The sequence below is a fragment of the Mesorhizobium sp. M1227 genome, from assembly GCF_040318315.1.
Classification (GTDB): Bacteria; Pseudomonadota; Alphaproteobacteria; order Rhizobiales; family Rhizobiaceae; genus Mesorhizobium.
In genome coordinates this window covers 22985-46172 of the sequence record NZ_JAMYLZ010000007.1, presented here as the reverse complement: position 1 = coordinate 46172, position 23188 = coordinate 22985, and the positions used below count along the sequence as shown (strand labels likewise).

Annotated in this window: 16 protein-coding genes; 12 read left to right on the top strand and 4 right to left on the bottom strand. The window is 64.1% G+C overall.

Annotation, left to right across the window (positions count from 1 at the left end):
• The first annotated feature begins 4 nt into the window (after nucleotides 1-4).
• The 10 genes from NKH28_RS11870 (at nucleotide 5) to amaB (ending at nucleotide 16859) form a co-directional block, all read left to right on the top strand.
• Nucleotides 5-1186, top strand: coding sequence for a serine hydrolase domain-containing protein (locus NKH28_RS11870; RefSeq protein WP_352978972.1), 1182 nt, complete (start codon nucleotides 5-7; stop codon nucleotides 1184-1186).
• 119 nt (nucleotides 1187-1305) lie between these two features.
• Entirely contained in the window at nucleotides 1306-3618 is a 2313-nt protein-coding gene (locus tag NKH28_RS11865; protein ID WP_352978970.1) for a Tex family protein, read from the top strand.
• A 238-nt stretch (nucleotides 3619-3856) separates the two neighbouring features.
• Nucleotides 3857-5062, top strand: coding sequence for an acyl-CoA dehydrogenase (locus NKH28_RS11860; RefSeq protein WP_352978968.1), 1206 nt, complete (start codon nucleotides 3857-3859; stop codon nucleotides 5060-5062).
• A 446-nt stretch (nucleotides 5063-5508) separates the two neighbouring features.
• Nucleotides 5509-8880, top strand: a complete 3372-nt coding sequence (locus NKH28_RS11855) for a transglutaminase family protein (RefSeq protein WP_352633611.1) — start codon at nucleotides 5509-5511, stop codon at nucleotides 8878-8880.
• 6 nt (nucleotides 8881-8886) lie between these two features.
• Entirely contained in the window at nucleotides 8887-11298 is a 2412-nt protein-coding gene (locus NKH28_RS11850) for a circularly permuted type 2 ATP-grasp protein (RefSeq protein WP_352681978.1), read from the top strand.
• Between the two features lie 7 nt (nucleotides 11299-11305).
• Nucleotides 11306-12190, top strand: coding sequence for a transglutaminase family protein (locus NKH28_RS11845; protein ID WP_352978966.1), 885 nt, complete (start codon nucleotides 11306-11308; stop codon nucleotides 12188-12190).
• 118 nt (nucleotides 12191-12308) lie between these two features.
• Nucleotides 12309-13427, top strand: a complete 1119-nt coding sequence (locus NKH28_RS11840) for a DNA topoisomerase IB (RefSeq protein WP_352681980.1) — start codon at nucleotides 12309-12311, stop codon at nucleotides 13425-13427.
• Nucleotides 13428-13511: 84 nt separating this feature from the next.
• Complete coding sequence (locus NKH28_RS11835) at nucleotides 13512-13886, top strand: YciI family protein (protein ID WP_292663532.1); 375 nt, start codon at nucleotides 13512-13514, stop codon at nucleotides 13884-13886.
• Nucleotides 13883-15157 (top strand): RNA polymerase sigma factor, encoded by a 1275-nt coding sequence (locus NKH28_RS11830; RefSeq protein WP_352681982.1) that lies wholly within the window; start codon nucleotides 13883-13885, stop codon nucleotides 15155-15157. The genes NKH28_RS11835 and NKH28_RS11830 overlap by 4 nt, the downstream gene beginning before the upstream one ends.
• A gap of 187 nt (nucleotides 15158-15344) precedes the next feature.
• Nucleotides 15345-16859, top strand: coding sequence for an L-piperidine-6-carboxylate dehydrogenase (amaB, locus tag NKH28_RS11825; RefSeq protein WP_352978963.1), 1515 nt, complete (start codon nucleotides 15345-15347; stop codon nucleotides 16857-16859).
• Nucleotides 16860-16918: 59 nt separating this feature from the next.
• On the opposite strand, the gene NKH28_RS11820 is transcribed toward amaB, so the two are convergent.
• Complete coding sequence (locus NKH28_RS11820) at nucleotides 16919-17782, bottom strand: hypothetical protein (RefSeq protein ID WP_352979059.1); 864 nt, start codon at nucleotides 17780-17782, stop codon at nucleotides 16919-16921.
• A gap of 707 nt (nucleotides 17783-18489) precedes the next feature.
• On the opposite strand from NKH28_RS11820, the gene NKH28_RS11815 reads away from it, so the two are divergent.
• The gene (locus tag NKH28_RS11815) at nucleotides 18490-19302 is read left to right on the top strand and encodes a nucleotidyltransferase family protein (RefSeq protein ID WP_352681986.1); all 813 of its coding nucleotides are present in this window, start codon (nucleotides 18490-18492) and stop codon (nucleotides 19300-19302) included.
• Nucleotides 19295-20047 (top strand): metallophosphoesterase family protein, encoded by a 753-nt coding sequence (locus tag NKH28_RS11810; protein WP_352978961.1) that lies wholly within the window; start codon nucleotides 19295-19297, stop codon nucleotides 20045-20047. The genes NKH28_RS11815 and NKH28_RS11810 overlap by 8 nt, the downstream gene beginning before the upstream one ends.
• Before the next feature lie 4 nt (nucleotides 20048-20051).
• On the opposite strand, the gene NKH28_RS11805 is transcribed toward NKH28_RS11810, so the two are convergent.
• Genes NKH28_RS11805 through NKH28_RS11795 form a run of 3 tightly spaced genes read right to left on the bottom strand, consistent with a single transcriptional unit; the run spans nucleotide 20052 to nucleotide 23065 of the window.
• Entirely contained in the window at nucleotides 20052-20219 is a 168-nt protein-coding gene (locus NKH28_RS11805; protein ID WP_352448160.1) for a hypothetical protein, read from the bottom strand.
• Between the two features lie 60 nt (nucleotides 20220-20279).
• Nucleotides 20280-21893 (bottom strand): DHA2 family efflux MFS transporter permease subunit, encoded by a 1614-nt coding sequence (locus NKH28_RS11800; RefSeq protein WP_352978959.1) that lies wholly within the window; start codon nucleotides 21891-21893, stop codon nucleotides 20280-20282.
• Nucleotides 21890-23065, bottom strand: a complete 1176-nt coding sequence (locus tag NKH28_RS11795) for an HlyD family secretion protein (RefSeq protein WP_352978958.1) — start codon at nucleotides 23063-23065, stop codon at nucleotides 21890-21892. The genes NKH28_RS11800 and NKH28_RS11795 overlap by 4 nt, the downstream gene beginning before the upstream one ends.
• Between the last annotated feature and the right edge of the window lie 123 nt (nucleotides 23066-23188).

The following is a 23188-nucleotide window of genomic DNA, read 5'->3' as shown; positions in this document are numbered from 1 at the left end:
GGCTATGGCCGGCAAGACCGCGTTCGAAACCAGATATGGCTTTGCCCGCAAGGAGGTGCTGCTCGGCAATTGGCGGGAAAGCCCGTTCAGCCGGTGGTCGTTCCAGAATGTCGGCGAGCTGGTGCCGAGCGCTGCCGTGGCGGCACAGCCGGGCAGCAGCGAAGCGTCGGCCCAGGATTTCGGCGGGCTACTTGGCGAAAAAGTCGCTCTTGCAGGCGGCGCGGAGACTGTCGCGGCGTTTCTCGCGCGCTCCGATACCGACGCGCTGACGATCATGAAACGCGGCAAATTCGTCGGCGACTGGTTCGCGCCGCATATGGAGTTTGGGGCGCGCCACATCGTCTTTTCGATCAGCAAGTCGCTGACCGCCATTGTTGCCGGCATATTGGAAGGCGAGGGGATTTTCGATCCGCAGGCTCCGGTAAGCCGCTATCTGCCCGAAGCCGCCGGCTCGGCCTATGGCGATGCGCGTGTGCGGCACGTGCTCGACATGAGTGTCAGCCTCGATTTCGAAGAGGCCTATCTCGATCCGGAAAGCGCCTTCGCCCGCTACCGCCGCGCCATGCTGTGGAATCCAGGCGGGGGCATCGAGAGCCTGGCCACTTTCCTCATGACGCTGCAGGGCCTGGCCGAGCCGCATGGCCGGACTTTCCGCTACCGCTCGCCCAATTCCGACCTGCTCGGCATCCTGCTCGAACGTGCGTCGGGCCGGCGCTTCGCCGATCTGATGCGCGAAAAATTATGGGAGCCTCTCGGCGCCGTCAGCGACGCCTCGGTGACAGTCGACATGGAAGGCACGGCGCGCACTGCCGGCGGCATTTCGGTGACGCCGCGCGACCTTGCACGCGTCGGCGAGATGATGCGGCAAGGCGGCGTGGCCAATGGCCGCCGCGTCGTGCCGGAAGCCTGGATGCACGACACGACCGAAACTGGCGGTGACGCCGAGGCCTGGCGGCGCGGCACGATGGCGTTCCTGTTTCCGCGTGGCCGCTATCGCAACAAATGGTACCAGACGGGCGCGGCAAGCGGCGCCTTCTGCGGCATCGGCATCCACGGCCAGTGGCTTTACGTCAATCCGAAGGCCGAAATGGTAATCGCAAAGATGTCGTCGCAGCCGGTACCGGTCGACGATCCGCTCGATCTGGATATGATTTCTTTCTTCGAGGCGCTGAGCCGGATGGTCTGATCCATCCAGACAGCCCGACCTTTCCTGTGGACCTCTCGCCGGGTTGAAAATGGCGCAGTTGGCGCGGCAGTGCTCTGCGCCTATGGTCGCTGCTCGTTTCGACTAGCGACAGGTACGACATGGCATCCGACATCAAGCGCATCGCAACTATCATAGCCGCCGAGATCGCCGCCCGGCCCGAGCAGGCCGCGGCAGCGATCGGCTTGCTCGATGACGGTGCGACCGTGCCGTTCGTGGCGCGCTACCGCAAGGAGGTCACCGGCGGCCTCGACGACACGCAGCTACGCGACCTCGCCGAGCGGCTGGCCTATCTGCGCGAACTCGACGCGCGCCGCGACACCATCCTTGGTTCGATCCGCGAGCAGGGCAAGCTGACCGAGGAGCTCGAAGCAAAGATCGCTGCGGCCGGCACCAAGGCCGAACTCGAAGACATCTACCTGCCTTACAAGCCGAAGCGCCGGACCAAGGCCGAGATCGCACGCGAGCGCGGGCTCGGGCCTCTGGCGGAAGCTATTCTCGCCGACCGTACGGCTGTACCCGCCGAGCTGGCGCTGGCCTACATCAGCGAAAACGTGGCCGACGCCAAGGCAGCGCTCGAGGGTGCGCGCGACATCCTGTCCGAACAGTTCGCCGAGAATGCCGATCTGGTCGGCAGATTGCGGACCTACATGAAGGAACGCGCCTTCCTGCGCTCGCGCGTCGTCGACGGCAAACAGGAGGCCGGCGCGAAATTTTCCGACTATTTCGACCATGTCGAGCGCTGGACCAACGTGCCGAGCCATCGCGCGCTGGCCATGTTGCGCGGCCGCAACGAGGAGGTTCTGTCGCTCGACATCGAAGTCGATGCCGATGACGCCTCTCCGGTGAAACCGGTTGAGCGGATGATCGCCGACGCCCACGCCATCGGCCGCCAGTTGCCGGGAGACCGCTGGCTGATGGAGGTCGCCGGCTGGACCTGGCGCATAAAGCTGTCGCTGCACCTGACGCTCGATCTGATGCGCGATCTGCGCGAGCGGGCCGAAGAAGAAGCCATCCATGTCTTCGCCCGCAATCTCAAGGATTTGCTGCTTGCCGCGCCTGCCGGCTCGCGGCCGACGATGGGGCTCGATCCGGGCATTCGCACCGGCGTCAAGGTGGCGGTGGTGGACGGCACCGGCAAGCTGCTGGCGACGACAACGGTCTATCCGTTCCCGCCGAAGAACGATGTGCGCGGCGCGCAGGCCGAACTGGCCAAGCTCATCCGGCTGCACAAGGTCGAGCTGATTTCGATCGGCAACGGCACCGGCAGCCGCGAGACCGAAAGGCTGGTGGCCGACATGCTGGCTGACATGCCTGCCGGGTCCGGGCCGAAGCCGCTCAAGGTGATCGTCAGCGAAGCCGGTGCCTCGGTCTATTCCGCCTCGGCAGCGGCGGCAGCTGAATTTCCAGGCCTCGACGTGTCGCTGCGCGGGGCGGTGTCAATCGCGCGGCGCCTGCAGGATCCGCTCGCCGAACTGGTCAAGATCGAGCCCAAGTCGATCGGCGTCGGCCAGTACCAGCACGACGTCGATCAGTACCGCCTCGGCCGCTCGCTGGAAGCGGTGGTCGAGGATGCGGTCAATGCCGTCGGCGTCGATCTCAACACGGCCTCAGTGCCGCTTCTGGCGCGGGTTTCGGGTCTCGGCGCATCGCTGGCCGAGGCGATCGTTGCGCATCGCGATGCCTCCGGCCCGTTCGCCAGCCGCCGCGAACTGTTGAAGGTCTCCCGCCTTGGACCCCGCGCGTTCGAGCAATGCGCCGGCTTCCTGCGCATTCCAAACGGCAGCGAACCCCTCGATGCCTCGGCCGTGCATCCGGAAGCCTATGGCGTTGCCAAGAAGATCGTCGCGGCCTGCGGGCGCGACGTCCGCTCGCTGATGGGCGACAGCGCCGCACTCAAGGCGCTCGATCCGCGCGTCTTCGTCGATGAGCGCTTCGGCGTGCCGACGGTGCGCGACATCCTGGCGGAGCTGGAAAAGCCCGGCCGCGATCCGCGCCCCGGCTTCAAGACCGCGACCTTTGCCGATGGCATCGACGACATCAAGGATCTGAAGCCCGGCATGCGGCTTGAAGGCACTGTCACCAATGTCGCGGCTTTCGGCGCCTTCGTCGATATCGGCGTGCACCAGGATGGGCTGGTGCACGTCTCGCAACTGGCCGATCGGTTCATCAAGGACGCGCATGAGGTGGTCAAGGCCGGCGACGTGGTCAAGGTGCGTGTCGTCGACGTCGATATCAAGCGCAAGCGCATCGGCCTGTCGATGCGCAAGGATGGTGACGGTGGCGCACCGAAGCCGCGCGACAATGGCAGCAGGCCGGTGCCGCGCGCGCCCGCGCCCCAACGCCAGCCGGAGCCGCCGGCGCAGCAGGGCGCGTTCGGCGCCGCTTTGGCCGATGCGTTGAAGCGGAAATAATTTCGCGAGCCGGCTGTGGCAGGTCAGACGGCGGCGCTCGACATTGATGATCCATCACCAATGCTCATGGATCGGCGAAGCTATTTCGTTTGATTTTTTCAGGACGGGAGCCGATAAGCCGCGCGTTTCAAGATTTCTGTTTCGATGCATGTCGTTATCCCCAAGCTGCGGAACACCCTCGGGTCCGGCCCGCGGGCAAGCTTTGGGCGACATGCATGAGTTTGGGAGACCGAGGGCCATGGCCGCCGACAAGAACGCATTCGTCTGGGATGATCCTTTCCTGATCGAGGACCAGCTTTCGGAGGACGAGCGCATGGTGCGCGATGGCGCCGCGGCGTTTGCCGCCGACAAGCTCGCTCCGAAGATCGAGGAAGCCTATCTCGAGGAGAAGACCGACGCCGGGATCTTCCGCGAAATGGGCGAGGCCGGTCTGCTCGGCATCACCATCCCCGAGGAATATGGCGGGCTCGGCGCCAACTACGTCACCTACGGGCTGGTCGCGCGGGAAGTGGAGCGGATCGACTCGGGTTATCGCTCGATGATGAGCGTGCAGTCGTCGCTGGTAATGTATCCGATCCATGCCTATGGCTCGGAAGAACAGCGCAAGAAATACCTGCCGAAGCTGGCGTCGGGCGAATGGATCGGCTGCTTTGGCTTGACCGAACCTGATGCCGGTTCCGACCCGGGCGGCATGAAGACGCGGGCCGAGAAGACTGCGAGCGGCTACAGGATCTCCGGCTCGAAGATGTGGATTTCCAACGCGCCGATCGCCGACGTGTTCGTCGTCTGGGCAAAGTTGTCCGACGAAAGTGGGGGCGCGCATGACAACCAGATTCGCGGCTTCGTCCTGGAAAAGGGCATGAACGGGCTGTCGGCGCCGAAGATCGGTGGCAAGCTGTCGCTGCGAGCCTCGATCACCGGCGAAGTGGTGATGGAAGGCGTCGAGGTAGGCGACGACGCGCTGCTGCCCAATGTCTCGGGTCTCAAAGGGCCGTTTGGCTGCCTCAACCGGGCACGCTACGGAATTTCCTGGGGCGCCATGGGCGCGGCTGAGGATTGTTGGCACCGCGCCCGCCAGTATGGCCTCGACCGCAAGCAGTTCGGCAAGCCGCTGGCCGGTACGCAGCTTTTCCAGAAGAAGCTCGCCGACATGCAGACCGAGATCGCGCTCGGCCTGCAGGGCAGCCTGCGCGTCGGGCGGCTGATGGACGAAGGCAAGATGGCGCCGGAGATGATCTCGCTCGTCAAGCGCAACAATTGCGGCAAGGCGCTCGACATCGCCCGCCAGGCCCGCGACATGCATGGCGGCAATGGCATCCAGATCGGCTACCACGTCATGCGCCACGCCCAGAACCTGGAAACCGTCAACACCTATGAGGGCACGCATGACGTGCATGCGCTGATCCTCGGGCGGGCGCAGACCAGGTTGCAGGCGTTCTTTTAGCATTGGCGGGTGTCCTCCGCTTCCAGCGCCACTGCTTGGCATCTCCCCTCGCAAGGCGGGAGATCGGCAATTTTCGCCAACGGCGCCACATTTTGTTCTTGCTTTGTGCCGGCAGCTATGCTACTAATTTCGCTATGGTGCTAATTCGCACCGATGACCCGCTCACCGAGGCGGGTTTTTCTTTTCAGCTCTTTTCGACCAAGCATCGCGCGTGCTGCTGACATCAATGTCGGCGGGAAGCGCCCGGTGCTGACCCGCCGGCCTTCGGCTCTGCACCGTTGCAACGTCTTGCCGCCACGCCACGGAATCCCAGGTCGGCGCTCCGTTTCGTGAAGCTGTGAAAGCTGCTTAATTTAGGTGCAGCGCAACATCTCTGCTTGGAGAATGGTCAGCATTCGTGTCAGGGTTCAGCGAACTCCTTTTGAAACGCCGACTTCAGGGGCACCATGGCAATTCTGGCAGCCGTCTATCACCTGACCCACTACAAATACGACCGGCCGGTCGTCTTGGGCCCGCAAGTCATAAGGTTGCAGCCTGCGCCGCATTCCCGCACCAAAGTGCTCAGCCATTCGCTGAAGGTCGGGCCGGCAAACCACTTCGTCAATTTGCAGCAGGACCCCTACGGCAATTTCCTTGCCCGTTTCGTCTTTCCCGAGCCGGTGACGGAGTTGAAGATCGAGGTCGATCTCGTTGCCGACATGACGGTCTACAATCCGTTCGATTTCTTCGTCGAACCGTCGGCCGAGACGTTTCCGTTCGAATACCCCGAAGAGATCCGGGACGATCTGACCATCTACCGAACGCCGGAACCGGCGGGGCCGCTGTTGGAGGCATTCCTGAAAACCCTCGCGCGCCACCCGACCAACACCGTCAATTTTGTCGTCGACCTCAATGCGCGGCTGCAGCGCGAGATCGCCTATATCGTGCGCATGGAAACCGGCGTCTTCTCGCCCGAGGAAACGCTGGCCGCCGGCAAGGGATCGTGCCGCGATTCCAGCTGGCTCCTGGTGCAGATACTGAGGAACCTCGGCATCGCCGCGCGTTTCGTCTCCGGCTACCTGATCCAGCTCAAACCCGACCTCGTTGCGCTCGACGGGCCGCCCGGCACGGCGACCGATTTCACCGACCTCCATGCCTGGTGCGAGGTGTATCTGCCGGGGGCCGGCTGGATCGGCTTCGACCCGACCTCCGGCCTGCTCACCGGCGAAAGCCATGTGCCGCTCGCGGCAACGCCGCATTTCCGCAATGCCGCGCCGATCTCCGGCATGGCGAGCTTCGCCAATGTCGAATTCGGCTTCGACATGCGGGTCGACCGCATCGCCGAGCATCCGCGCATTACCAAGCCGTTCTCCGACGAGAGCTGGCAGGCGCTGGACGCGCTGGGGGTCCAGGTCGATGCTGCGCTCCAGGCCGGCGACGTGCGGCTGACCATGGGCGGCGAGCCGACCTTCGTCTCGATCGACGATTTCGAGGCTGCAGAGTGGAACACCGCCGCCGTCGGGCCGACCAAACGCGAAAAGGCTGATGCGCTGATCCGCCGGCTGCGCGAACGCTTCGCGCCGGGCGGCTTCCTGCATTACGGGCAAGGCAAATGGTACCCCGGCGAAAGCCTGCCGCGCTGGACCTTCTCGCTCTACTGGCGCACCGACGGCGAGCCGGTGTGGAGCGACCCGTCGCTGATCGCGCATGAAAAGAGCGAGGCGGATGTCGGACCGAAGCAGGCCGAAGGCCTGCTGACGGCGATCGCCGACGAACTCGGCATCGACAAGACGATGGTCAGCGAAGCCTATGAGGATCCGGCCGAGTGGCTGCTCAAGGAAGGCAAGCTGCCTGACAATGTCGATCCTTCCAATTCGAAGCTGGAGGATCCGGAGGAGCGCAGCCGCATGGCGCGGGTGTTCGAACGCGGGCTGACCAAGCCGTCGGGCTATGTGCTGCCCGTCCAGCGCTGGAACAGCCAGGCTTCCGGACCGCGCTGGCGCTCGGAGAAATGGAAGACGCGGCGCGGCAGGCTGTTCCTGGTGCCCGGCGATTCGCCGGTCGGCTACCGCCTGCCGCTCGGCACGCTGCCCTATGTGCCGCCGGCGCAGTTCCCCTACATAGTCCCGGTCGATCCGTCGCTGCCGCGCGGACCACTGCCGGCGCGCGAGGCGATCTTGCCCGGTTCTGCTTCGTCGCCCGCTGCGGCCGAACTGGAGGGCGCCGACGAGATGGCGCGACGCCAGCAGGCGGTATCCTTTACGGCCGTTACCGGCCAGCAGGACCGCGTCGAACAGGAGATCACCGAGATCGGCGGCGCCGTGCGCACGGCGCTTTCGGTCGAGCCGCGCGACGGACGGCTTTGTGTGTTCATGCCGCCGGTCGAGGCGCTGGAGGACTATCTCGAACTGGTGGCGGCGGCTGAGAACGCGGCAAGGGCGATCGGCCTGCCGGTGCACATCGAGGGCTACGGCCCGCCGCACGATCCGCGCCTCAACGTCATCCGTGTCGCACCCGATCCCGGCGTCATCGAGGTCAATATCCACCCCGCCGCGAATTGGCAGGATTGCGTGGCGACGACCACGGCGATCTACGAAGAGGCGCGGCAGACGCGGCTTGGCGCCGACAAGTTCATGATCGACGGCCGCCACACCGGCACCGGCGGCGGCAACCACGTCGTCGTCGGCGGCGCCACGCCCAATGACAGTCCGTTCCTGCGCCGCCCCGACCTGTTGAAGAGCCTGGTGCTGCAATGGCAGCGACATCCGTCGCTGTCCTACCTTTTCTCCGGCCTGTTCATCGGCCCGACCAGCCAGGCGCCGCGCTTCGACGAGGCGCGCCACGATTCGCTCTACGAACTCGAAATCGCGATGGCGCAGGTGCCACATCCGGACAAGGGCGCGGCACCCCTGCCGTGGCTGGTCGACCGGCTGTTCCGCAACCTTCTGACCGACGTGACGGGCAATACGCATCGCTCGGAAATCTGCATCGACAAATTGTTTTCGCCGGACGGGCCGACCGGCCGGCTCGGGCTGGTCGAATTCCGCGGCTTCGAGATGCCGCCCAACGCGCGCATGAGCCTGGCGCAGCAATTGCTGGTGCGCGCCATCATCGCCCGGGCCTGGAAGAACCCGCTCGACGGCCGCTTCGTGCGCTGGGGCACCTCGCTGCACGACCGTTTCATGCTGCCGCATTATGTCTGGGCGGATTTTCTCGACGTGCTGGACGACCTCAAGCTGAACGGCTTTGCGTTCCGTCCGGAATGGTTCGACGCCCAGCTCGAATTCCGCTTCCCGTTCTGCGGCGAGGTCCAGCATGCCGGCGTCAAGCTGGAGCTCAGGCAGGCGCTCGAGCCGTGGCACGTGATGGGCGAGCAAGGCGCGATCGGCGGCACCGTGCGCTTTGTCGATTCCTCCGTCGAAAGGCTGCAGGTGAAGACCGAGGGGCTCAACCCGGAGCGTCACGCCGTCGTCTGCAACGGCCGCGTCGTGCCGATGAAGGTGACCGACAACCGCGAGATCGCGGTGGCCGGCGTGCGCTTCAAGGCCTGGCAGCCGGCGTCGGGCCTGCATCCGGCGCTGCCGGTCAACACCCCGCTGGTCTTCGACATCTATGACCGCTGGTCGGGCCGCGCGGTCGGCGGCTGCGTCTATCATGTGGCACATCCCGGTGGGCGCAGCTACGACACGTTCCCGGTCAATGGCAACGAAGCGGAGGCGCGGCGGCTCGCCCGCTTCGAGCCGCGTGGCCATACGCCGTCCAGCTATGTGCTGCGCAACGAAGAAGCCTCTGAAGATTTCCCGATGACCCTTGACCTTCGGCGGCCGCAAAGACTCTGATCAGCCATGGCGAAGGGGAATCACAAAAGGCTGCGCAGGAAGCCGCAGGCCCACAGTCTGCTGGAGCACTATCAGCCGATCGACGGCGTCGTCGACGAGATGGTCGATGCGTCAGGCAATCCGCGGCCGGCGTGGCGGCACTTCATCGAGGCGCTGGAGGACCTGGGGCCGGAAAAGCTTGCCCAGCGCTTCGCCCGCGCCGACCAGTACCTGCGCGATGCCGGCGTCTATTACCGCGTCTATGACAAGGCCGGCGCCAACGAGCGGGAATGGCCGCTGGCGCATGTGCCGTTGCTGATCGAGGAGCAGGAATGGGCTGACATCAGCGCCGGCCTGGTCCAGCGCGCCGATCTGTTCGAGGAGACCATCGCCGACATTTACGGTCCGAACCGGCTGGTCGAGAAAGGCATTCTGCCGGCCGGATTGATCGCGGCCAGCCCGGAATATTTGCGGCCGGTCGTCGGCACCAGGCCGGCCAGCGGCCATTTCCTGCATTTCTGCGCCTTCGAGCTCGGTCGTGGCCCGGACGGCCGCTGGTGGGTGCTTGGCGACCGCACACAGGCGCCGTCGGGCGCCGGCTTTGCGCTGGAAAACCGCGTCGCCACCACGAGGGCGCTGTCCGACATCTACGGCGAGATGCATGTGCACCGCCTGGCCGGCTTCTTCCGTCGCTTCCGCGACGCGCTGATCGGCATGGCCAAGCAAGCCGGCGGCCGTGTCGCCATCCTGACGCCGGGACCGCTGAACGAAACCTATTACGAACATGCCTATATCGCCCGCTATCTCGGCATCATGCTGCTCGAGGGCGAGGACCTGACCGTCTCGGGCGGCAGGCTGATGGTGCGCACGGTTTCGGGGCTGATGCCGGTGAGCGTCTTGTGGCGGCGGCTCGACGCCGCCTTCGCCGATCCGCTTGAATTGCGGCCGGACTCGCAGATCGGCACGCCGGGGCTGGTCGAAGCGGTCCGGCAGGGGGCGGTTTCGGCCGTCAATGCATTGGGCTCCGGCCTGATGGAGACGCGCGCGCTGCTCGCCTTCCTGCCGAAGATTTCGCGCGCCCTGCGCAATGAGGAACTGCTGCTGCCGACGGTCGCGACATGGTGGTGCGGGCAGGAGACGGAGCGTGAGCATGTGCTCGCCAATATCGATAGCATGGTGATCGGCCCGGCGCTGTCGACGCGGCTTGCCTTCGAGGACGACGGCTCGACCAAGCTCGGGTCAGCGCTGTCGGTCGAGGAACGGGCCGAACTCGTCGCCAGGATCGAACGGGACGGCGGCGACTTCGTCGGCCAGGAAGCGGTGACGCTGTCGACCACGCCTGTCTATGTCGGCGGCTGGCTGGAGCCGCGGCCGGCAAGCCTGCGCGTCTATCTGGCGCGGACGCCGGAAGGCTGGACGGTGATGCCGGGCGGCTTTGCCCGTGTCGGCTTCTCGCTCGACCCGACCGCCATCGCCATGCAGCGCGGCGGCCAGGCGGCGGATGTCTGGGTGGTCAGCGACAGGCCGGTCGAGCGCGAGACGCTGCTGCCGCAGGAGCACGACAGCTTCACCCGAACCTTGCCCGGCAGCCTGCCCAGCCGCGCGGCTGAGAACCTGACATGGCTCGGCCGCTATATCGAGCGGTCGGAAGACACGGTGCGCATCCTGCGCGCCTACCATGTGCGGCTGGCCGAGACATCCGATCCCGAGATGCCGCTGCTCGCCGATATCAGCGACTATCTCGCGCCGTTCGGCATCGACGTCGAGACGGCAATCCCATTGGGGCTCATCGGCACGCTGGACAGCGCCGTTTACAGCGCCGGGCAGATCCGTGACCGCTTCTCGCCCGATGGCTGGCTGGCATTGAAGGATCTGTCGAAGACCATCCATCAATTTGCCGCGACAGTGGCGCCGGGCGACGACGCGACAAGGGCAATGACGGTCATCCTGCGCAAGCTGGCCGGGTTTTCCGGCCTGCTGCACGAGAACATGTACCGCTTTGCCGGCTGGCGTTTCCTGGAAATCGGCCGCAGGCTCGAACGCGGCATCCAGATAGCCCGCACGCTCGCCCGGCTGACCAGAGCCCAGGCGCCGGAAGGTGCGCTCGACATGATGCTGGAGATCGGCGACAGCGTCATGACCCACCGTCGGCAATATCCGGTGCAGGCGGGACGGCGCACGGTGGTCGACCTTTTGGCGCTCGATCCGCTCAACCCGCGCTCAATCCTTTTCCAGCTCGAACGGCTGAAGGCCGAAATCGCGCTGCTGCCCGCTGTCGGCGCTGAAGGCCATATGTCGCCGGCGGCCAAGGAAATCCTGCAGCTCAACACGTCGATCGCCATCAAGGAGCCCTCGGACATGACGGCCAAGGCCCTCGGCGATCTCGCCAATGAAATCGGCGGGCTCTACAACAGCCTCGCCAAAGCCTATTTCGGGTAGAGACAGCATGCTCTACGACATCAGGCTTCACCTGCGTTACGACTATGATGCGGCGGTCGGCGGCGGCCGCCATCAGGTGCGCGTGCTGCCGCCGACCATCCCTGGCGTGCAGCGCGTCATCGCCGCTTCACTGTCTTTTGTGCCGGCGCCCAGCGAACGTTCCGACTTTTCCGACTTTTTCGGCAACAGTGTCACCTCGATCGCCTTTCGTGACGCGCATGATGCGCTCGACATCAGGATGAGCGCGCGTATTTCAGTGTCGCGGCCCGAACCCGGGCTCGACGTATCGCCGGACATACGCCGGCTGAGGGAAGAACTCGGCGCAGTGCACTCGCTGGCGCCGGCTTCGCCGCATCACTTTCTGGCCGCCAGCGATCATGCCGGCATCGACGCGGCAATCACTGCCTATGCGAAAGGCAGTGCCGGCAGTTCGACAGTCGGCACGGCCATGGCTCTGTGCAACCGCATTCACCGCGATTTCACCTATGACGGCGAGGCGACCACCGTGCAGACGCGGGCCAGCGACGCCTTTGGCCTGAAGCGCGGCGTCTGCCAGGATTTTTCCCACATCATGATCGCCGGCCTGCGCGGCCTCGGTATTCCCGCGGGCTATGTCAGCGGGTTCCTGCGCACCATCCCGCCGCGCGGGAAGCCGCGGCTCGAAGGCGCCGACGCCATGCACGCCTGGGTCAAGGTGTGGTGCGGGCGCGATGCCGGCTGGCAGGAATTCGATCCGACCAATGGCATGCGGGCAAGCAACGACCATATCACGGTCGGCTACGGCCGCGACTACTCCGATGTGGCGCCGATCGTCGGCGTGCTGAAAACCACTGGTGGACAGGCCGGCGAGCAGGCGGTCGACGTCATTCCGGTCGTGCTCGAAAAGGCGTGACGACGCACGTCTTCGTTGCACGGCGACGTCGATAGGCTGTTCTGGAACCAAGAGATCAAGAGGCGTTGGAACCCGCAGCCGGCAAGCGGCTTATCTACGGAAATTCCGTGGAGAGGACATGCTGGACAAATCCGGATCGTCGTCTGGCCGATCGGCTGTGAGGAAAGCTGCACCAAAAAACGGGGTGCCGCAGAACGGAGGGCTGGAGAACGGCGCGCAAGCCTCGGCCGTTCGGGCCTCGCTCAACTATGTCACCGACACTGAACCCGGTATTCGCCGGCTGCGTTCGGGCAAGGGGTTCTCGTACAAAGGACCCGACGGGCGGATTGTCGACGGGGAGGCGCTGGCACGCATCAAGGCGCTCGCCATTCCACCGGCCTGGACGGATGTGTGGATCTCGCCGGATGCCGACGGTCACATCCAGGCGACCGGTCGGGACCAGCGCGGCCGCAAACAATACCGCTATCACCCGCACTGGGCGGAGGAGCGTGACGGCGTCAAATATTCGAGCCTGATCGCCTTCGCCGAAAGCCTGCCCGAACTGCGGCGGCAGATCGACGTCGATTTGCGCCGTCACGGCCTGCCGCTGGAACGCGTCGTTGCGGCTATCGTCTGGCTGCTCGACAACACGATGATCCGTGTCGGCAATGCCGCCTATGCCCGCTACAACAGGAGTTTTGGGCTGACCACGCTGCGTGACCGCCATGTCGACATCAAGGGCTCGAGCCTGCGTTTTGCCTTCATCGGTAAATCCGGCAAGGAATGGAGATTGAAGCTTGTCGATCGCCGGATTGCCAAGGTCGTGCGCGGAGCGCAGGACCTGCCGGGCCAAAAACTGTTCCAGTATCTCGACGAGGACGGAAACAGGCATCCGGTGCGCTCAGACGACGTCAACCGCTATATCAGGGAGAACGCCGGAGCGGAGTTCAGCTCCAAGCACTTCAGAACCTGGGGTGGCACCATCCATGCGGCGTCGCTGTTTGCGCAAACCGAGCGTCCGGAAAGCCAGGCGCAGCAAAAGCGGGTGATGAACAATGTCATCGACAAGGTTGCCGAGCGGCTCGGCAATACGCGCGCGGTTTGTCGCCAATGCTACATCCATCCGGAAGTGTTCCGCGCCTGGTCCGAAGGACGGCTGCTGGACGAAATGGCGGATGCCAACAAAGGCAAGCGCTCGATCGCTGGGCTCGACGACGAGGAGGCCTTGGTCTTGAGATGGCTGAAGGCGAGGGAATGACGCCGGACGGAGCGTATTTTTTTGTCGACGCCATGTCGGCATCGGTCCTAGTGTTTCGTCCTTTGACAGAGAAAAGGACGACCCATGCTCTACGCGATCCTCTGCTATGCCTCTGAAGACGTCGTCTGCTCCTGGAGCAAGGAGCAGGACGACGCGGTCATGGAAAAGCTTATCGGTGTGCAGGAAAAATATGCCCAGGCGGGCCGGCTTGGCCCGGTGGCGCGGCTCTTGCCGACGACCGCGGCGACGACGCTGAGGAAGGTCAAGGGCGAATCGATCGTCATCGACGGCCCGTTTGCCGAAACCAAGGAACAGTTCCTCGGCTTCTACACGCTCGAATGCGCCGACCTCGATGAGGCCGTCGACTTCGCGCGCGAGCTTTCCGAGGTCAACCCGAGCGGCGGCTCCTATGAAATCCGGCCGGTCTCGCTCTTCAATCCCGCCAAGGTTTCCGCATGACCGAACTCGCCTGGATCAGCACAGCAATCAGCACCGCTCGCCCGCAGGTGATGGGGGCATTGCTGCGCTACTTCCGCGACCTCGACGCGGCCGAGGAAGCATTCCAGGACGCCTGCCTGAGGGCACTGAACAACTGGCCGAAAAACGGTCCTCCGCGCGATCCGGCAGCCTGGCTGATCTTCGTCGGCCGCAACAGCGGCATCGATGCGGTGCGCAAGCGCGCCAAGCAGGCGCCGCTGCCGGAGGAGGACCAGATCTCCGATCTGGAGGATGCCGAGAGCGACGTCGCCGAGCGGCTGGACGGGGCGCATTACCGCGACGATATTTTGCGGCTGCTGTTTATCTGCTGCCATCCCGACCTGCCGGCCACACAGCAGATCGCGGTGGCGTTGCGCATCGTCTCCGGCCTGACGGTCAAGCAGATCGCCCGCGCCTTCCTCGTCGGTGAAAGCGCAATGGAGCAGCGTATCACGCGCGCCAAGGCGCGTATCGCCGATGCCGGGGTGCCGTTCGAGACGCCGGGAGCGGTCGAGCGCTCCGAACGGCTCGCCGCCGTCGCCGCCATGGTCTACTTGATCTTCAACGAAGGCTATTCCAGCAACAGCGGCGAGGCTTCGGCGCGTGCGCCGCTTTGCGAAGAGGCGATCCGGCTGGCCCGGCTGCTGCTCAGGCTGTTCCAGACCGAGCCGGAGATCATGGGGCTGACGGCGCTGGTGCTGCTGCAGCATGCACGTGCGCCTGCTCGCTTCGATGAGAACGGCGAGATCGTGCTGCTCGAAGACCAGGACCGTAGCCTGTGGAGCCGCAAGATGATCGATGAAGGCCTGGCGCTGGTCGATAAGGCGTTGCGCCATCGCAAGCCCGGTCCCTACCAGGTGCAAGCGGCGATCGCCGCACTGCATGCAAGGGCGGAAAAGCCCGAGGATACGGACTGGAACGAGATCGACCTGCTGTACGGCCTGCTCGAGCAGATGCAGCCGTCGCCGGTGGTGACGCTCAACCGCGCCGTCGCGGTCTCCAAGGTGCGTGGACCGGAAGCCGCACTCGCCATGATCGAGCCGCTGGAGGGAAGGCTTTCCGGCTATTTCCATTTCTTCGGCCTCAAGGGCGGACTGCTGATGCAGCTTGGCCGCGGCGAGGAGGCGCGCGTCGCTTTCGACCGCGCCATCGCGCTTGCCAACACGGCCGCCGAAGCAGCGCATATCCGCATGCACATCGACCGGCTGATGAAAGAAAGCGCCGTGCGGGAAACCGCCAAGACGGCACACTGATTCGCTCTATCTGGCTGGTTCAACAGTCGGACGCCGGCTTGGACCATGCCGGGGTGGCGATTTCTCCCTGAAACGCGTAATGCCACGCCATGACAGCGCCTGGTATGCCGACCGGCAGGGAACCGGTATGGCGAAAAGCTTGGACCGACGCCATATGAGCGACGGGATCTGAAAGGGACGAAACGAAATGACGATTGCGAAGGAAACGGCCGGGCTTCTGGCGAAACTGGGCGTTGCCGAGGGCGCGCTTACGGGCGGCGACCTCATCGTGCGCAGCCCGGTGACCGGCGAGCAGATCGCCGCGCTGAAGACCATCTCGCCGGCCGATGCGGCAACCACCATCGACAAGGCCCACAAGGCTTTCCTGGCGTGGCGGCAGGTGCCAGCTCCCAAGCGTGGCGAGCTGGTGCGGCTGCTCGGCGATGAATTGCGCATTCACAAGACCGAGCTTGGCCGGTTGGTATCGATCGAGGTCGGCAAGATCCCGTCAGAGGGTCTTGGCGAAGTGCAGGAGATGATCGACATCTGCGATTTCGCCGTCGGTCTTTCCCGGCAATTGTACGGCCTGACCATCGCCACCGAGCGTCCCGGCCATCGCATGATGGAAACCTGGCATCCGCTCGGCGTCGTCGGCGTCATTTCGGCCTTCAACTTTCCGGTGGCGGTATGGTCGTGGAACGCGGCACTTGCGCTGGTCTGCGGCGACGCGGTGGTGTGGAAACCGTCCGAGAAGACGCCGCTGACGGCGCTCGCCTGCGAAGCGATTTTTGCACGCGCGGTAAAGCGTTTTGGCACGGACGCGCCGCAGGGCCTGGCGCCGGTGCTGATCGGCGATCGCGCCGTCGGCGAGATCCTGGTCGATCATCCCAGGGTGCCGCTGGTCTCGGCCACCGGCTCGACACGCATGGGCAGGGATGTCGGCCCACGGCTGGCGAAGCGCTTTGCCCGTGCGGTGCTGGAGCTCGGCGGCAACAATGCCGGCATCGTCTGCCCGACGGCCGATCTCGACATGGCGCTCCGCGCTATCGCCTTCGGCGCCATGGGCACGGCCGGCCAGCGCTGCACGACGCTCAGGCGCCTGTTCGTGCATGAGAGCGTCTATGACCAGCTCGTTCCGCGCCTGAAGAAGGCTTATGAGAGCGTCTCGGTCGGCAATCCGCTGGAGACAAGCGCTCTGGTTGGCCCGCTGATCGACAAGGCTGCCTACGAGAATATGCAGAAGGCGCTGGAGGAGGCGGCTTCGCATGGCGGTAAGATAACCGGCGGAATGCGGGTCGAGAACGGTCACCCCGAGGCCTACTATGTGCGTCCGGCGCTGGTCGAAATGCCGCGGCAGGTTTCGCCGGTGACGGAGGAGACCTTCGCGCCGATTCTCTATGTGTTGAAATATTCCGATTTCGATGCCGTGCTCGACGAGCACAATGCGGTGGGAGCGGGGCTGTCGTCGTCGATCTTCACCCGCGACCTGCAGGAATCCGAGCGCTTCATTGGCGTCGACGGATCGGACTGCGGCATCGCCAACGTCAATATAGGCACGTCAGGGGCCGAGATCGGCGGTGCCTTCGGTGGCGAGAAGGAGACCGGCGGCGGCCGCGAGTCGGGGTCCGATGCCTGGAAGGCCTATATGCGGCGCGCCACCAATACGGTGAATTATTCCAAGGCGCTGCCGCTTGCGCAGGGCGTGTCGTTCGACATCGATTGAAAAGCCAGACCTCCGTCGCGGCGGCGCCAAGGCTGCCACGACGGCGGTCGGCTCGCGGTTCAGCTGGTTTCGGAAGTTACAACACAATTGTCGAAGGCTGCATCGATGATGGCGAGCTTGACCGCCTGGGCGGTCATGTATTCCTGATAGAACTCGCTCGACACCCACATGACCGAGTGACCGCGCTGGCCCAGCCAGCCGATGCTGCCGAGTTCCTCGGCATCGCGCAATTTGCGTGACAGGTGAGTGCGGGAAAGCTTGAGCCAGTTCGCGAAATCCCCGATTGAGACGACACCGGTCGGGATTCGGTCCAGGTCGGCATGCTCGGGGTCGACGCCGGACATCAGCCAATCCATGACGATGCCGCCATTGTCGAGCCAGGTGAACAAGGAAAAAGTCTGTCTTGGCTCGCGCACCGCATGCGACGAAAGCAGTCCGTCGGCCACCAGTGGCTGCAGTTTGGCGAGTATGTCCGGTTGTGCGACGAATGCAGCCAGTCGAGATCCACCATCCAGGCTGTCCAGCGTTTTCAGATGAGCCATGACCCAGCCGGCAACCGTCTCCAGAGTGCCCGCGGTCGGCTGAAACGGGCGGATGCGCCCATATTTAATCGGCAGATGCCGGATGAAACCGTAATGCAGCATCTCCTTCAGGAAGGCATCGGCGGTGTTGCGGCTGGCCACCGAATGCCGGCAGATGTCGTCCATGAACCGTGCGGACGTAAGTCCCTTGCGATGATCGTCCGCCTCTCGATTGAAATACAAGCCAAGGCCGATATGGGCCATCAGCCAACGCTGTTGCGTGGCGAATACGGAAGCCAGCCGCGGGTTCGCTTCATAGGTCTGGAGAAGCGTCCGCGACTGAGCCTGGACATGACGACGCAGTGCCGGATGGCTGGCAATGTCTTCAGAAACCAGCGCCATCCCCGCCGAGCCCAACCAAATTTGCAACTGGAAAATGCCGATCACAATTTCAGCCTTCGCGGGTCGTGTCCAGAGCCGGCGCATTAGGATACGAGCTGAATCCCGCCGGCTAGTGGGCTGAATTCCGCGACTTGATCGCCGAGGCCCCTGATTTCGCTGCAGAGGGCTAGCCCGCTCGAACCCACCAACGATGACTTCGCCTGTCCAGCCCGTGCTCCCGCCGATGGCGACGCGGAACCAACACAAGCTTTGCTCGTTGAAGAACGCTGATTGGACTGAGACAGTGAGGGACTACAAAATGGAGAATGGCCTTTTCGCCACGCCGCCTGCAGCTTTCCGGCAAACAGAGTCGGTCTGGCCGCGGGCGCTCAAGTGGCTGTTGCGCCGGGTGCGCAGCGCCTCCGATAGCTCGGGAACCATGTTGAAGCCAATCCTCTCCGGACCCGAGGATGATAGCGGGCCTACTCCGCCTCGACGCGCTTGAGGCTGACCGCGCTGCGATCTTGACGCCAAAATGACCGCTCACATATCCTTTTAGGGCCGCGCCGCAGCCGACAACCATGACCGCTTCTAAGGCCTGCCACGGCGGCGTATCCGCCTGATGCAGCAGGCGAGAGCGGCAGTGCCGCGTAACGGCGGGAACCATCGGGCATGCTTGGCTATTAGATACAGGCGGCTGCTGGTCTGCCGGGCCAGGAGCCATTGCTATGATCATTAATCCCCCACCGGAAAGCGCGATCCCGGCATCCGTTCCGTCGGTCGATCCAAAAGCCGCCCCGACGCTTCGCAATGCCGAAGCGGAGGTCTTTTATATCGAAGCGATCCGCGAACTTGTCGCGACCGGCATCCCCTTTCTCGTCGCCGGCACCTATGCCGTAAGCGCCTATACCGGGATCATCCGCCAGACCAAGGATCTCGACATTTTCTGCAAGGCCGGCGACTGCCCGCGCATCCTCGCCCATTTCAAGCAGATCGGCTACGCCGTCGTGGTCGAGGACGACCGGTGGCTCGGTAAAGTGTTCAAGGGCACGCATTTTTTCGACGTCATTTTCGCCTCGATGAACGGCACAATGCCTGTCGACGACCAGTGGCTGGAGCACGCCCGTCAGGGCGAATTGCTGGGCAGCCAGGTGCGGATCATCGGGCCCACCGAGCTTATCTGGTCCAAAAGTTTCATCCAGGACCGCGGTCGCCACGATGGGGCCGACATCGCGCACACCATCCTCAAGGCCCACGACCAGATCGACTGGCAAAGGCTGCTTTCCTACATGGAAGTTCATTGGGAAGTTCTGCTGATGCATCTCTTGAACTTCCGATGGATCTATCCGACGGAGCGGGGCCGCGTGCCCGCCTGGCTGCTCGACGAGCTGCTTGACCGGCTGGCCAAGCAGCGCGAATTGCCACCTTCCCGGATGAAAATCTGCCGTGGGCGCATGCTTTCACGAACTGACTATGAGATCGACGTCAACGACTGGGGTTTTGCCGACGTCGGCGGTGAAGGAGAACATAGCAATGGCTAACGAGCTCGAAACTGCTTCGCCGAAGGCGGAAAACGGCAGCGCACTCAAAGTCGCCGCCGTTGGCGATCTGCATGTCGGCAAGGAGGACCAGGCCTCGTACCGCGATCTTTTCGGCGAGATGTCGCGTGCAGCCCAGGTTCTCGTGCTGACGGGCGACCTTACCAACCTCGGCAAGCCTCGGGAGGCCGAAATCCTTGCCGAGGAACTGCGTGCCTGCACGATCCCGGTCGTCGCCGTACTTGGCAACCACGACTATGAGTCAGGCGCCGTCGAGCAGGTCACCGACATTCTGCGCCAGGCGGGCGTTCACCTGCTCGACGGCGAGGCGACGGAGATTCACGAGGTCGGGTTCGTCGGGGTCAAGGGTTTCGTTGGCGGTTTTGGATCGCGCATGCTCGGCTCCTTCGGCGAACCGGCCATCAAGTCGATGGTGGCGGAAAGCGTGAACGAAGCGATGCGGCTTGAAAACGCAATGCGGCAGGTCCGCGCCAAACGCACGCTTGTCGTTCTGCACTACGCGCCTGTCGTCGAGACGGTCGAAGGCGAGCCGCTGGAGATCTTCCCGTTTCTCGGTTCGTCACGCCTGGCCGAGACAATAGACCGGTTCCAGGTCAGCGCGGTGGTGCATGGCCATGCGCATCGCGGCGCCTACGAGGGCCGCACCCCGGGCGGGGCGTCGGTCTATAACGTTGCCATGCATGTCGCCAAGCCGACCGGCCGCCCCTACGCTGTGCTCGAAATCTAATAGGCTAGATGTTGAACGCCCGCTTCGGCGGAATATCGTTTTCATCCGGATTGGGAATGGGGTCCTCGTCGGGGAGCCTGTCGGGGTCCGGCTCACGCACGGGCTTGGGATCGGGGATGGGAGGCGGCGGCACCGGGGTCGGCATTGGCTCGGGTGTGGGAATAGTGGCCATCGTGATCATCTCCTCTTGGCGCAGAACAACGCAATGGGTCAGCTGGTTCCCGCCTTCTGGTCAGCCCATCTCCGGATTCGCCTGTCTGCTGCCCGACTTGCTTGATCGCAGCAGCAGAGCAAGCGGAACGAGCAGGGCGGTTGCCACCGCGCAGTAGCGGAAGACATCGACATAGGCGAGCAGCGTGGCCTGGCGGGCGATCAACTGGCCAAGCCAGCCGATCGCCTGCTGCTTCGCCTCGACCATCGGCGAACCCTGGGCGACGAAATGCTCGGTCGCCTGCCGAAGCGCCTGCTGATAGGCGGGCGACGACTGCACGGTGTGGCCGACCAGATTCGATTGATGGATCTGGGAGCTTTGCGCAATGACGGTGTTGGACAGCGAGACGCCGATGCTGCCGCCGATATTGCGTGCAACGTTGATCAGCGCCGATGCCTGGTTGGTCTTCTGCGGGGGCAGGCCGACATAGGCCGCGGTCGAGATGGGAATGAACAGGAACGGCAGCCCGACCATCAGGAAAACACGGGCAAAGGCAAAGAAGCGGAAGCTGGCGTCCGGGGTGAGCGAGGTCATATGCCAGAGGGCCACTGCGACCACCGACATGCCCATCATGATCAGGTATTTGGGCTGCACGATGCTGCCTACAAATCCGGACACCGGCATCAAGATCAGCATGGCGATGCCGCCCGGCATCATCGAAAGGCCCGAGAGCGTCGCGGTGTAGGCAAATGTCGTCTGCTGCAGCTGCGGCACGATCTGGGTGGTGCTGAACAGGATAGCACCGACCGCCATCATGACCAGGAAGGCCGTGCCGAACTGGCGCGTGAACAACAGACGCATGTCGACGACCGGATCGCTGCGACTGAGCTCCCATGGGATAAGCAGCAGGAACGCGATCGCGGAAATCACTGCGAAAGTGGTGATGAAATCCGAGGCGAACCAATCGTAGCGCTGGCCCCGGTCGAGAAAAATCTCCAGGCACCCCAAGGCCGTCGCCACAAGGACGAACCCGATCCCGTCGATCTTCAGGCCGCCCTTCAGCCGTTCCTTGCGTTCGCGTTCGAGTACGTCCGGTTCGACCAACAGCCATTGCACCAGGGCCAGCGACAGGATGCCGAACGGCACGTTGATGAAGAAGATCCAGTGCCAGGAGAAATGGTCGGTCAGCCAGCCGCCGATCGTCGGCCCGACCGTCGGTGCGACGATGACGGCAATGCCGTAAAGCGCGAAGGCCTGCGAGCGCTTTTCAGGCGGAAAGGTGTCGGCAAGGATCGATTGCTCGCTTGGCGCCATGCCGCCGCCGCCGAGGCCCTGAAGGACCCTGAACAGGATGAGCAGTTCCAGGTTGGGCGCCAGTCCGCACAGCAGCGACGCGACGGTGAAGGTCGCAACGCAGAGCATGTAGTAGCGCTTGCGGCCGATGACGCTTGCCAGCCAGCCGCTGACCGGAATGATCACCGAGTTGGCAACGAGATAGGTGGTAATGACCCAGGTGCTTTCGTCCATTCCGGCCGCCAGGCTGCCGGCGATGTTGCGCAGGGCGACATTGGCGATCGAGGTGTCGAGCACCAGCATGAAAGTGGCGATGGAGACGACGACGGCGATGAGCCACGGATTGTGCGTCCCGGCGGCGGATCGGCTTTCACCCTGATTTCTGGCGGTTTCGCCGCTCATCGCACCTTGACCGTCGGCACCACCGACAGGCCCGGCCCGAGAAGCACATCCGGCGGCTTGTCGAAGACGATCTTGACCGGCACGCGCTGCACCACCTTGACGAAATTGCCGGTGGCATTTTCGGCCGGCAGGAGGCTGAAGGCGGTGCCGCTGCCGGCCTGGATACTGTCGACGCGGCCATGGAAGGACTTGTCCGGGTAGGCGTCGATGTCGATGTCGACCGGCTGTCCCTGCCGCATCAGATCGAGCTGCGTCTCCTTGAAATTGGCCTTCACCCAGACCTCGTCGGGAACGAACATCATCAATACCTGGCCAGGTTGGGCGTAGGTGCCGTTAGCCGCAGAAATGCTCGTTGCCCGCCCGGCTGCGGGTGCTGTGATAGTCGTGCGTGACAGCGTCGTGCGGGCTTGCTCCTGGCTGGCCTTGGCCTGCTCGAGCTGCGCCTCGGCACTCCTGGCCTGTGCCTGCAAGACCGAAACCTGGCTTTTTGCCGAGGCGACATTGGCCTCGGCGCTGTCCAGCGCAGCCTGGTCCTGACGCAACGTCGATGCCGCCTGCTGCGCCTGCTGCTGCGTTGCCGTGCCCCTGGCCAGGAGTTCGCGATTGCGTTGATCCTCGGCCTTGGCGAAATCCAGCGCTGCCTTGGCCTGTGCAACCTGCCTCTGGGCAGCGTTTACCTTTGCTTTTTGAGCCTCGATCTGCGCGGCGACATTGACGATTTCGGCCTCGGCCGGGGCGACGCCGGCGTCGGCCTGCTTCAGGTTTGCCTGATAGTCGCTGTCGTCGATACGCAGGAGGACATCGCCCGCCTGTACGTGCTGATTGTCGGTAACCGCCAGCTCGGTAATGCGGCCGGCTATTTGCGCACCGATCGTCACTATGCGCGCATCTATGAAGGCGTCGTCGGTCGATTCGTACTGGCGAGCGTTCAGCCACCAGATCGCGATGCCTGCCACGACGAGCAACAGCGCAAGCGCGATGGCTGCGGCCGCATAGGGATGGCGCCTGAGAAAGCCGAGCAGACCGGCCTTTCGTTGCGAGGCATTCCCGTCGGGTTTTTCCTGCCGGGGCTCTGCCGATCGCTCACGAGATTCTCGAACAGGGGCCGGTTGCTGCCGGGTTTCATTTACAGGCTCGACGTCTTGCTCGACGCGTTGAGGCTTCGTGTCCAACGGAATTGCTTTCAAGATTGATATTGCAGCCGCCGAAGCGGACGCAAAGCCAAACGGCAAGCTTCCGCAAAAGTTCCTGTCCGGAAACGGGTTCGGTTAACGGGTCGACATCGAACACAGGCG

What these genes read in the sequence shown, in the direction of transcription:
- NKH28_RS11870 (WP_352978972.1), top strand. Translation starts at nt 5, where the DNA reads ATGGCCGGCAAGACCGCGTTCGAAACCAGATATGGCTTTGCCCGCAAG.
- NKH28_RS11865 (WP_352978970.1), top strand. Translation starts at nt 1,306, where the DNA reads ATGGCATCCGACATCAAGCGCATCGCAACTATCATAGCCGCCGAGATC.
- NKH28_RS11860 (WP_352978968.1), top strand. Translation starts at nt 3,857, where the DNA reads ATGGCCGCCGACAAGAACGCATTCGTCTGGGATGATCCTTTCCTGATC.
- NKH28_RS11855 (WP_352633611.1), top strand. Translation starts at nt 5,509, where the DNA reads ATGGCAATTCTGGCAGCCGTCTATCACCTGACCCACTACAAATACGAC.
- NKH28_RS11850 (WP_352681978.1), top strand. Translation starts at nt 8,887, where the DNA reads ATGGCGAAGGGGAATCACAAAAGGCTGCGCAGGAAGCCGCAGGCCCAC.
- NKH28_RS11845 (WP_352978966.1), top strand. Translation starts at nt 11,306, where the DNA reads ATGCTCTACGACATCAGGCTTCACCTGCGTTACGACTATGATGCGGCG.
- NKH28_RS11840 (WP_352681980.1), top strand. Translation starts at nt 12,309, where the DNA reads ATGCTGGACAAATCCGGATCGTCGTCTGGCCGATCGGCTGTGAGGAAA.
- NKH28_RS11835 (WP_292663532.1), top strand. Translation starts at nt 13,512, where the DNA reads ATGCTCTACGCGATCCTCTGCTATGCCTCTGAAGACGTCGTCTGCTCC.
- NKH28_RS11830 (WP_352681982.1), top strand. Translation starts at nt 13,883, where the DNA reads ATGACCGAACTCGCCTGGATCAGCACAGCAATCAGCACCGCTCGCCCG.
- amaB (WP_352978963.1), top strand. Translation starts at nt 15,345, where the DNA reads ATGACGATTGCGAAGGAAACGGCCGGGCTTCTGGCGAAACTGGGCGTT.
- NKH28_RS11820 (WP_352979059.1), bottom strand. Translation starts at nt 17,782, where the DNA reads ATGGCGCTGGTTTCTGAAGACATTGCCAGCCATCCGGCACTGCGTCGT.
- NKH28_RS11815 (WP_352681986.1), top strand. Translation starts at nt 18,490, where the DNA reads ATGATCATTAATCCCCCACCGGAAAGCGCGATCCCGGCATCCGTTCCG.
- NKH28_RS11810 (WP_352978961.1), top strand. Translation starts at nt 19,295, where the DNA reads ATGGCTAACGAGCTCGAAACTGCTTCGCCGAAGGCGGAAAACGGCAGC.
- NKH28_RS11805 (WP_352448160.1), bottom strand. Translation starts at nt 20,219, where the DNA reads ATGGCCACTATTCCCACACCCGAGCCAATGCCGACCCCGGTGCCGCCG.
- NKH28_RS11800 (WP_352978959.1), bottom strand. Translation starts at nt 21,893, where the DNA reads ATGAGCGGCGAAACCGCCAGAAATCAGGGTGAAAGCCGATCCGCCGCC.